The sequence below is a fragment of the Pseudochelatococcus lubricantis genome (assembly GCF_042432495.1).
Taxonomy (GTDB): Bacteria; Pseudomonadota; Alphaproteobacteria; order Rhizobiales; family Beijerinckiaceae; genus Pseudochelatococcus; species Pseudochelatococcus lubricantis.
This window is the reverse complement of the sequence record NZ_JBHLXC010000008.1, coordinates 1-11,319: the sequence shown is the minus strand read 5'-3', so window position 1 is coordinate 11,319 and position 11,319 is coordinate 1. Positions and strand designations below refer to the sequence as shown.

General features: G+C 51.2%; 8 protein-coding genes. 6 read left to right on the top strand and 2 right to left on the bottom strand.

Translation table 11 applies throughout. The annotated features are described in order from the left end of the window. From ACFFJ7_RS14990 to ACFFJ7_RS14970, 5 genes are all read left to right on the top strand, one after another. Positions 1-264: hypothetical protein (locus ACFFJ7_RS14990; RefSeq protein ID WP_377593401.1), on the top strand; the 264-nt coding region annotated here is incomplete at its 5' end. Positions 265-591: 327 nt separating this feature from the next. After that, complete coding sequence (locus ACFFJ7_RS14985; RefSeq protein WP_377593399.1) at positions 592-3,132, top strand: glycosyltransferase; 2,541 nt, start codon at positions 592-594, stop codon at positions 3,130-3,132. Positions 3,133-3,371: 239 nt separating this feature from the next. Beyond that, complete coding sequence (locus tag ACFFJ7_RS14980; RefSeq protein WP_377593398.1) at positions 3,372-4,184, top strand: polysaccharide pyruvyl transferase family protein; 813 nt, start codon at positions 3,372-3,374, stop codon at positions 4,182-4,184. Between the two features lie 107 nt (positions 4,185-4,291). Next, positions 4,292-6,679, top strand: a complete 2,388-nt coding sequence (locus tag ACFFJ7_RS14975) for a glycosyltransferase (protein WP_377593397.1) — start codon at positions 4,292-4,294, stop codon at positions 6,677-6,679. A gap of 147 nt (positions 6,680-6,826) precedes the next feature. After that, positions 6,827-8,065 carry an AGE family epimerase/isomerase gene (locus ACFFJ7_RS14970; RefSeq protein ID WP_377593396.1) on the top strand — a complete coding sequence of 413 codons (1,239 nt, stop codon included), beginning with the start codon at positions 6,827-6,829 and terminating at the stop codon, positions 8,063-8,065. 11 nt (positions 8,066-8,076) lie between these two features. Here ACFFJ7_RS14970 and ACFFJ7_RS14965 read toward each other — a convergent pair whose 3' ends face one another. Continuing rightward, on the bottom strand, positions 8,077-8,877 hold the full coding sequence (locus tag ACFFJ7_RS14965) for a hypothetical protein (protein ID WP_377593395.1): 801 nt from the start codon (positions 8,875-8,877) through the stop codon (positions 8,077-8,079). 594 nt (positions 8,878-9,471) lie between these two features. Continuing rightward, positions 9,472-10,794, bottom strand: a complete 1,323-nt coding sequence (locus ACFFJ7_RS14960) for a UDP-glucose dehydrogenase family protein (RefSeq protein ID WP_377593394.1) — start codon at positions 10,792-10,794, stop codon at positions 9,472-9,474. 260 nt (positions 10,795-11,054) lie between these two features. Here ACFFJ7_RS14960 and ACFFJ7_RS14955 point away from each other — a divergent pair, with 260 nt between their 5' ends. Beyond that, the gene (locus ACFFJ7_RS14955; RefSeq protein WP_377593392.1) at positions 11,055-11,198 is read left to right on the top strand and encodes a hypothetical protein; all 144 of its coding nucleotides are present in this window, start codon (positions 11,055-11,057) and stop codon (positions 11,196-11,198) included. Positions 11,199-11,319: the final 121 nt, after the last annotated feature.

Here is an 11,319-nt window from a genome sequence, read left to right as displayed (position 1 = left end):
TACGTGGCGAGCGTGATGGGCCAGAACAGCGTGGCGGCGTTCCGCTTCGACGACAACTGGTATGTCGTTCAGACGGGCGACCGCACGGGCAACATCAACGGGCTGAGCAACGCGCTGACGATGCTGAACCCCACGGGCCTGCGCACGGTGAACAACATGGCGGAAGGCAACCTGTCGATCGAGAACGTGGTCGAACTCGACCTGGTGGGCACGACCGCGATCCGCGACCTCGGCCAGATCGTCGGCTACGACCTCGTGGGCTGACGGCAGACGCCCGATCCAGCGACAAGACATCGGCGGGGCACGCAAGTGCCCCGCCTTTTTACGAGTATGAAACGAATGCACTGCTGTGTGAAAACGCGGAAAGGGCTGCTGACTACGAAGGGGTGAACGTATTATGCGAACGATACACCTGACGGCCCTGGATTGCCCTGGGCCTTTCTTTATTATGTTATACACTGCCATTGATACCGTCGGTGTTCAGGCGGCAGGGGCCAGCGGGTGGTCTAGCTTGACCTGTAGCGCGGTTCAGGTTGTGTCGTGATCCCGCAGATGTTACCTATCGTCAGAAACGGCTGTTCGGAGCGTACTGTGACATTTGCAACCGATTTTTACCATTCCGCTTATCTCCATCTTCTGTCGCGTGAGGCCGAAACGGAAACGCGGAACGATATCAGCAACTGGATGTCAGATGCTGCGGCGCTTGCCGAGTTCCTGAAACGGATGCTGAATAGCGCCGAGTTTCGCAACAGAAGCATTTGGGCCGAGAAGATTACATCTTTCACCGCATGGTTGACCGAGTGGGGAAAGAAGTTGCCTGCCGAAAATCGGGCGGTGACAATGACATCACTATTCTCAGTATTGGTTGAATTTTTGCGAGAGTTCACACCAGCAATAGAGCTTTCTGACGCTGACGGGAAGGTTGTTGGCTTGGCGTTTCGCTTGGAGCTTTCGCAGCCGATTCTGTGCCTTTTCAATATGGGACAGGCTTCGCTGCGTGTGCTGGACGGCGAGGTACTTCTTGGTCAAGCGCCGCCGTTGTGCTGCTTGTTTGTTGCGCTGCAGCAGGCTGACGATGAGCCTTTTATGCTGACAATTCTTGGGGAGTCGAATCTTGGTGGCCGGACGAACTCCGCGTGGAACATTTCGGTGACTTTAGCAGAGCAACAACAAGAGCAGAGTTTGACGGTCGATTTCGAGTCGCTGCTGCGGGGGGGGGGCGACCAAAAATTAATGCTCTTGATGGGAGCGCTCTTTGGCCCTTCGTTCAAGGGAACTCGCACCAGTGCTTATGTTTCACCCGAAGGGCGTAATTATTTTTGGGAGGAATTTCATAACTCTGGTTCACAGACAAGGGGTACAAGTACAGAAGGTTACATGGAAAGCGATTTTCTCGCTCTGATAAATTACTATAATAAAAAGTATAACTTGCCAGCACAGCTGACTTTGCCGTTATCCAAAAGGCAGAAAGATTTTATCCGGCGACCGGCATTAAGCTTTGACTCAGAATCGTTAAATGAAGCAAGATTTTCTGGATTAATAGACTGTGGATTTGACGAGAAACGAGTCGCAAAGTATCTTCTGAACGCAGAATCTCGATTGGAAGACAGCTGTCAAGTTCTTATGGCTAATCGATTTCTAGGGGATGCGTTTTTGCTGGATTGGTTCCAGAACGAACTCGTTATTGCTCGCCAACCTGTTTCGGAAATATCCGGCGTCGAGCTTAATCGAATCTATGCGGGGCTCATAGACCGCGATGCAACGCCAAGCCAGTTGGTATTGCAGGTTGTCACCGAAGTTGTGCAGGCCATCGCACGTGGTGAGGGAATTCTTTTAATCCCAGATCAATGGTTTCGTATTGTCTTTGACGAAGAAATTATATCCCACAATTTTATCCTTCAGCTAACGACGGCAAAGCAGTCTGGTGGGCAAGTTCCGACAGTTGGTAGTCTCCTTCTTGATATCGCTAGGAATCCATCGTTGCGCGACGCCCGGTCAGTGTTTGCTTACTGCTTCAATCGTGCTGTTGAAGTTGAGTGTAAGCGGCTTGGTGGCCGGATTAATATAATCGGATTTTTTGACAGCACCGGCTTGGGAAATAATAGCCATATGTTTGCCGACGCGATGACGGATTTGTATCAAAAATTTTCTCATGTTAATTGTTTTAAAAAGGCTAGATTAAGTTTTCGCGCGCCGAATCGAGTCGATGGAACTAATATTATCTGTTCAAATCCGAATGACATAATAAGACTTTACACAGAGGAAGTATCAGAAATTTCTCCAAAAGGAAAAAATATTGGCTTCTTCCTTTGGGAAACGTCAAAAGCACCTGATAAATTTCGAACGGGTGCAGATTTTGTCGATGAAATCTGGGTGCCCGCGAATTTCTTGAAACCTGTCTTTGAGTCCCTTTGCCCGGGAAAGCCAGTACGCGTTATTGGCAAGGCGCTCACCGCAGGTAGCTCTGTACCTGTAAATATACGACAGAGACTGGAAATTCCGGACTCCGCTAAGGTGTTTGCCTCCATCGGAGAGTTTGGATCGAGCATCGAGCGGAAAAATTTTCTTGGTGCTGTCCAGGCGTTCAAGGCCGCGGTCCGGGATCCCGCTGAGGCGGTGTTGATCCTGAAACTGAAAACGATCGATATCAATCACTGGAGTAATCGCAACCGTCATTGGGAGCGAACCATAATGGAAATTATTGGTGACGGACGTTTCCGCGTGCTGGTTGAACGCTTCTCAGATAAACAGTATTGGGGCTTTCTGCGGGAGATTGATGCATATCTCTCGCTGCATAGAGGTGAGGGTTTTGGCTATGGGATTGCCCATGCCATGCTTCTTGAAAAGCCAGTAGCCAGCATCTCTTGGTCTGGAGAGGCAGACTTCGTGACGCCGGAGACGGCCTTTGTGATTGATCATAGGCTCTGCCCAGTTGATCCGTGGATGATGAATTGCGATAGCAATATCGGAGAATGGGCCGAACCGATAATCGAGAGCGGCGTGGCAGCGATTCGAGCTATTCTCGATTCTCACGAAGTGACAGCCATTCGAGCCGAAGCAGGTGCAGCGCTGATCGCTGATCGTTACAACCGTACCCGCTTCACCCGATCCATTGCAAACGCATTAGCCTGAGTCCATCAAGAACCAAAAACACCAAGGGAGACGTTTTGACTAGCGCTCAGACCTCTAATGTCCTGCAGGACTATGTATCTCAATATCGACATATACCTCTAGCTTGGGTGAAGTCACGCGACAACGCGGTTCCAGGGGAGGCAGTTTCAAATTTTGGCGACGCCTTAAGTCCTGTTGTCGTATCGGCCATTTCGGGGCTTCCCTGCGTACATCGCCATTTCAACCATTCCGGATTGCGAATGGTTTCCGCTGGTACGATCGGTCATGCGCAACATAACGGTTCTGCGTATTTTTGGGGAACCGGTGTCGACCCAAAACGCGGAGTCGGTGATAGCACAATTTCCGGTTATCGGCGCCCACCGAATACCGAGTTCCATGTTTATGCATTACGCGGGCCTTACAGTCGAGCAGCCTTTGTCAATGAAGGGATCAGCGTACCGGAGATTTATGGCGATCCAGCTTGGTTTCTGCCACGAATATTGCCCCTTAAACCTGAGAAGATTCACGAGCTTGGCGTCATCGTCCACATTTCCGAACTAGATGGTCTCACGAGTGCTGCCAGAGTGAAGACGAATTTTGTTCGGTATACTGGAGGTGAGGTTGATGGAGTGAGAATTATAAGCACCTTTCACGAACCAACGTGGGAGGCCTTTGTCGATAAGCTACGCGAAGTCCTGTCTTGCCGGCGCATCGTGAGTACGAGCTTTCACGGCTTGATTGTACCGCAAGCCTATGGCATTCCAGCAATCTACTTTCCCCATAGATGGTCAGGGGGACGTACGCTCGACATAATAGCGGATTATGCTGAAATCGATCACAGGATCGCCGATTTTTATGCGGGCACGGGTGTCGAACAGATCAAGGTTTTTGGCGCTCCATATGCCACAGTGACCGACTGGGTGCAACTAATGAAGCATGTTGACGACGTATGGGCTCCCTTGCCTGTTCATGAGAACGAATTTTGGGACGCCTTCCCGCTTAAGAAAATTCATACTCTTGCGGATAGCCACTGGTCCTTGAGTCCAAATCTTATCAAACGCTGTCTATGGTGACGTCAGAATATGTTTCTTTGAAGGAGGGCAGCCGTAAAGTAGTCATGCTACATGGCGGCTCTTGTAGCTATCTATGTCCGGATCTCCAGTGATATACGAGAGTGACGATGAGTGAAGCGAGCAATGATGTAGCAACTCTGATAGCGGAAGCTGATCAGGAGCGGGATAGTGGAAATTGGTCAAAGGCGGCAGATTATTACGATAAGGCCTTATCCCTGAACGGCGATTTATTCCATATCTGGGTCCAACTTGGTAACGTTTCCAAAGAGGCTGAGCAATACGAACGTTCGATTACTGCCTATAACAGGGCGCTCGAGATCGACTCTCAGAATCCAGATTTATACATGCAACTTGGTCATCTTGCGAAGCGTATGGGTGAAATGGATGTTGCCCTTGAACACTACAAGACGGTCAAGGCTTTGTATCCGACACACCCCGAGATCGACAACGAACTGGTTGCGGTGGAACGGTTTCTCATAGCCGAAAAAGTTCGTGGAGAATTATCGCACGAGCCTGTTGCCTCGTATGAGGCAAGGGACACCCAGGCTTCCGTTAAAGATACATTTGAGCGTCTTGGAATCAGTTCGAGCGGCAAAATTGAACTTGTCTTTGACGTCAGTGACCTCATCCAGTATTTTATGAATGCGAGACTGCCGACAGGTATTCAACGGGTTCAGATCGAGGTCGTAACCGATTTGATTTTTAACGCCCCTGAGAATGTTGAGATTAGGGTTGCTTGTTTCACTAAATCGTCTGACACTTGGCTTGTCCTTCCGCCTCTTTTTTTCAATCATATTTGTAAACTTGCCGTAATTAGTGGTGAAACAACAGCAAATGACTGGATTCGAGTGCTTGAAGAATTGAAATTTCACCTTGATAAAGCTGATACGCTTATTTTTCAACAAGGTGCATTTCTAGTCAATATCGGAACATCTTGGTGGCTTCAAAATTACTTTCTTCATATTCGTCATGCAAAATCAAGATATAATATAAAATATGTTCCATACGTTCATGATTGCATTCCTATCATGACTCCAGAGCATTGTGTTGAAGGGTTAACTCGGGATTTTATCACTTGGGCACTTGGCGTATTCCAGCATGCTGACTATTTCCTCGTAAACTCTAAGTCGACAGCTAAGGACGTCACGAAAGTCGCTGCCTACCTTGGGTATTCAGTTGAAGAGCCGCGCGTCATCACGCTTGATGCTGACTACAGGAGCGCAACACGGACCTCAACAAGCAATCAGAAGTCGGGTGATCTGATTTTCAATAGAACAAATATTAAGAAGGAGAACTACGCTCTATTCGTCTCGACGATCGAATCACGCAAAAATCACTTTCTAGCCTTTAACGCTTGGCTTCGCTTGGCCAAACGACATGGGATCAATAATATTCCGAAGCTTGTCTGCGTTGGGAATAAAGGCTGGCTGAATGACGCAGTCTATGCACGGCTTAATTCAAGTGATATCCTTAAAGATCGCATTGTTATGCTCTCGAAAATTCCAGATCAGGAACTGGAAGCGCTCTATAAAAATTGCCTCTTCACAATATACACAAGTTCATATGAGGGATGGGGATTACCGGTTACTGAATCCCTCTGCTACGGCAAGGTGCCGCTCATTTCTAATGTTACGAGCCTTCCTGAGGCTGGCGGTGATTTCGCTGTGTATTTTGACCCGGCATCCGAAGCTGAACTGGTCCAGCAACTGGAAGCGCTCATCTTCGATCATGAATTTCGCCGAAAGACTGAAGAGCATATCGCAAGGGACTTTTCGGCGCGGCCTTGGCGCGACATTGCCGCAGAGTTTGTTTCGACGCTGGTCAGTTGGCATACGGCGTCGCATCAAAAGGTCCCCATGAAGGTGATGTTCACGTCGCGAGGAGGTTTGTGGCCAGTGCCTGCCGCACCTTCTCTCTTTCATTCCATTACGGAAAATAAGGAGACGCGCATATGGCCGAATATGCGCTCGGGCGAAGTGTTCCGACAGGGAGATGGCTGGTGGTGGCCGGAGCCGTGGGGGACGTGGACCAAGCCCGGTGTGGCAACGCTCGCCTTTCTTGCTGAGTTGCCGGAAGGAGGTGGAGCGAAGCTCTTCATTCAGGTGAAGGGTATGCAGGGACAGCGAAGTCGGATCCAGGTAACAGTTGCAAGTTCCATCCATCAGTCAGTAGAGCTCGCTGCTGACGAGAAAAAATGGATTTCTGTCGACTTGACGGCGAAGGACATTGCAGGACTTCCTCGCGGTCAGGATAACCGTATACTCGTTGACGTGGAGTTTCGGGCAAACGAGTTTGTCAATTTCAGCCTTAATACAAATGGGGAAGATCATCGTATTGCCGCGATCGGCGTTTGCGGATTCATCTATTTCGCAGATACGGACGTTGTTTCGCGCATCAATTTTCTTGAATCGGTCATGACCAACGATCTCTCCCGCCTAACGGGACGCCCTCGTAGTAACGATTATCGACCGCTGCTTGCAGATACGGTCGTGTGAGATCGATTGAGGTAGAGCAGTATTCTCATCATTGATTAAAAAAGCATATCTTGAAATAGGCTATAACGCCTTAAACGAATTTATAAATGTTAAAGAATAACTATCCTATAATCGCAAGCAACTGGCTGTCGCGGGAGTTGAGATCACATGAATGTTACCTACAGTGACATGAAACCCGACACGGCGTCCGTTGCCAACGGCTCTCTCATTGCCGGTGAAGAACTGCGGGATACAGCAGAGCTGAAGGAAACGCTTGGCCTTTACCGCAAGGTTCTGTTCGAGCAGATCCTGCCGCTTTGGTCGACCGTCGGCGCCGACCATGCGCGCGGCGGCTATGCCGAGACGCTGTCCGCCCGCGGCCGGGGCGCGCCCGGCCCGCGGCGGGTGCGCGTCACCGCGCGTCAGGTCTACGCGATGTGCGAGGCGGCTGAACTGGGCTGGAACAGGTTGGCCGCGGAGGCCGGCGTCCGCCATGGCTGCCGCTTCCTCGCGCTCCACACCAGCGCCGGCGGTTTCCTGTTCCATACGCTCGCCGCCGACGACAGCGTGTCCGATATCGGCTTCGACCTCTACGACCAGGCCTTCCTGCTCTTTGCCCATGCGCATGCCTGGCGCCTGCTGCGCGATCCCGATATCGTGGAGCGCGCGCGGCTGCTGCGGCAGTCGGTCGTGGAACGCTTCGCCCACGCGGATGGCGGCTTCGTTGACCGCCTCGACAAGCCCTTCCCGCTGCGCTCCAACCCGCACATGCATCTTCTGGAGGCGTCGCTCGCCTGGCTTCCGCTCGATCCCGATCCCCGCTGGCGCGAACTCGCGGACACGGTCGTGGCGCTGTTCCTGTCGCGTTTCGTCGACAGGGAGCGCGGAATACTGCGCGAGACATTCGGCGCGGACTGGACGCCCGTCGAGGACGCCGGGCGGTGCCGTGTCGAGCCCGGACACAACTACGAATGGGCGTGGCTGCTGATGCGCTGGGAAGCGCTGACCGGCGGCGACGCCGGCGCGTTCCCGCTGGGCATGGTCGGCTTTGCCGAGACGCACGGCTACGACCCGTTGCGCCGGGTCGCGGTCAACGAGGTGTGGTCGGACGGTTCGGCTTCCGACGGCAAGGCCCGCCTCTGGCCGCAGACCGAGCGCCTCAAGGCCTGGCTCGCCGTGGCACGGCGCTCGCAGGGGCCGGACAGGTGGCGCGCGGAGAAATCCGCGCTCGATGCCGCCGGCACGAACATATTGTCGCCCTGCGTTCGCATTGACTCTAATACTGGTAAAATCCGTCTAGCGCAGGCCATCCGTGCAGCACTAACCGAAACCGCATGCTGTTCAGAAAAACGGACCGGTGAAGGCGTGTGTAGCGCTGCATTTGGTGCTTATATTTTACAAACATAAACGCTCTAACTTTATTTATTTTTTCCTTCCATTGCATATTTTAAACCAATATCTCTAGCATGATTAAAATCACTATCTTTAATTTGTGTGACAGAACAAATATCGTCATCTACAAAGACGGCATTTGAAAACCCCATCTTTTCGAAGATAGCTTTTGTAGAATGCAATCCAACCTCACCTATGTATCGGCCATAACAAGTATAAGTCTTAAGTTTCACGTTTCCTGTTAAATGAACTGCAATGCTCTTCACAACATCTTGGCTTGTTCCAGGAAAACCCACCCCCCAACTGTCAAACAACGCAGAAACCCTTTCGGCATCGCGCTTCCTATAGTCCGATTCTCCAATTATCTCTAGATACTGCATCACAAAAGGACGCATCTTAAGCCATTGAGCACGTGTGAGGCCAAATGCCCAGTTATGGCTCATTGGAGTCAACAATGCTGGACGAGCCCTCTGTTCTTCAAGGGTAGCATACTGGTTGCCCATTGCAGAAAAATACCCAGCCCTGCCATCAGCAAGACAAACATCAGCTATTCTCTTAAGGGATGACAAGTAACTACATCCCAATAAGAAATCATCCTCCAAAAAAAAGGCACATTCTACATTAAATTTTTCAAACATGAGCCGCTCCGCTCTGTCAAAATTCAGAGCAACCCCAATATTCTTTGCATTATAAATGATGCTCCCACCCGGAAAATACCTCCGAAAAAGAGAAATACACTGAGTGACATCTCTATCATCAGCATATCGCTCTCCAGAGAACAAATTTACTGCTCCATCCTGAAAAAAATATACATCGCTGTCGCACACGTCATATCCTTTTTGCGCCCTTAGGGAGCTAAGCACTTGTTCCAAATAATGAGGCCTATTAAAGGACATGATACAAATAGGAAACATGATACATACACACCGCGTTGTTGCACGAATTTAACATATAGCGTATGAGCATAATGCAGTCAATAGTTAACCTAATGACGTGATGTTATCAGAATTGGCCGACTATGGAACAAGAAAATTCGCTTAACCATTCAGAGCATCCTTCGCTAGGCCTGTTCCTTATCGAGGATAAATTTTATACTTACTATCTCCGCTTTCCGGCGTCGAACGCCGGGTGCGGCTATCGATGATCGCAACTGTGTGCTGGCTCGGCCGACCGGCGGGGATCCTCCGCAAAAGCATGCGCAAGTCCTTGGCCTGCGCCTCGAAGCAGCCCACCCGCAACCAGCATAATGGCCTACCCGTCTTCACGGCATAACGCAGGCGATCCGGCATTCTTCGGCAAAAGCGTTAGATAGGGCACAATCAGCACTCATTCTTCATCCGAAACATCAGCACGGTCAGGTTTGCGAACGGTCGTCATCTCACAAACCTTGGAAATCTTGGCTTACATATCCCTAACAGCCTCTAGCCGTGATACACCTCTTCAGGGCGCCCGACGCTCACGTATCTGAAGCCGTGACGAATTAGTTCCTGCGGCGGATAAATATTGCGAAGATCCACGACAATCGGTGACCTGAGTAGCGCCTTAACCCTTACAAGATCAAGGGCGCGGAAAGCGTCCCATTCGGTCACAAGAACAAGCGCATCTGCTCCACTAATGGCTGAATAAGCGTCTCTAGCATATATAACGTTTTCAAGTACACTCTTGGCTTGCTCAATCCCTTCAGGATCAAAGGCTTGTATGTTCGCACCGGCGTCCTGTAAAGCCTGAATGATATCAATCGACGGTGCAGCGCGCATATCGTCGGTGTTGGGCTTGAAGGTGAGACCGAGCACTGCAATTGTCTTGCCACTAACGCTGCCGTCACAAGCAGCGATTACCTTACGGCCCATAGCGCGCTTGCGCACGTCGTTGACCGCAGCGACAGTCTCGACAATTCGTACGGGAGAATCGGCGTCCTGCGCTGTCTTGACCAGGGCCAGCGTATCCTTCGGAAAACAAGATCCGCCGTAGCCCGGTCCAGCATGCAGGAATTTGGAGCCTATTCGGTTGTCGAGTCCGATACCGCGTGCCACTTCCTGCACATTTGCGCCAACTTTCTCGCATAGATCGGCGATTTCATTAATAAAGGTGATCTTGGTCGCCAAAAAGGCATTGGCAGCATATTTGATCAGTTCTGCTGTGCGGCGATTAGTGACGACGAGTGGTGACTGATTGAGATATAAGGGACGATACAGCTCACGCATGACCTCCTGTGCACGAAGATCATTTGTGCCGATAACGATCCGATCAGGACGTTTGAAGTCATTGATCGCGGCTCCTTCACGCAGGAACTCTGGATTCGAGACAATAGCGAATTCCGCCTCTGACCTCATCTCCCGTATGATCCGCTCAACAGTATCGCCTGTTCCTACAGGTACTGTCGATTTATTCACGATGACAGTATAACCTTCTATCGCTACCGCAATGTCACGAGCAGCCTGGTGAACGTAAGATAGATCTGCATGACCGTCGCCGCGGCGCGACGGCGTACCGACGGCGATAAAAACAACGTCTGCCGTCGTGACGGCTTCCTTCAACTGTGTGGTAAAAAACAGACGCTCTGCGCGAACATTATTAGCAACGATCTCATCGAGGCCGGGTTCATAGATAGGCATTTTCCCTTTTTGAAGTGCCTCAATCTTGCCTGCATCCCTATCGACACACGTAACAATGTGGCCGAATTCAGCAAAACAAGCGCCGGACACAAGACCGACGTAACCAGAGCCAATCATTGTGACACGCATCCCACCTCTCCCGACTATCCATATTCGACGTTCTAAAACGGATGCTGCTTCTTACCCCGACGCAAGCGCAGGATAGACCAAACTAGCCCGTACCAGAAAGCAAAAGTGTGACAAAAGGAGTTCTAGGCCTTCCCGGCCCCATGTACCGGCGGTTCCCGCAGACTGAACATGATAGAGGCAACTTCAAAAGCGCTTTCCATCCACCTGCGCTCCATGCTTCATCCTCGTGTATGAGGCGGGAGCTGAGCAACGCGCTGACGATGCTGAACCCCACGGGCCTGCGCACGGTGAACAACATGGCGGAAGGCAATCTGTCGATCGAGAACGTGGTCGAACTCGACCTGGTGGGCACGACCGCGATCCGCGACCTCGGCCAGATCGTCGGCTACGACCTCGTGGGCTGACGGCAGACGCCCGATCCAGCGACAAGACATCGGCGGGGCACGCAAGTGCCCCTCCTTTTCTTTTCCGGACCGTCCTCAACGGAATCAGATCTTACGCCCCTCGCGCACCAGTTCGTCCATG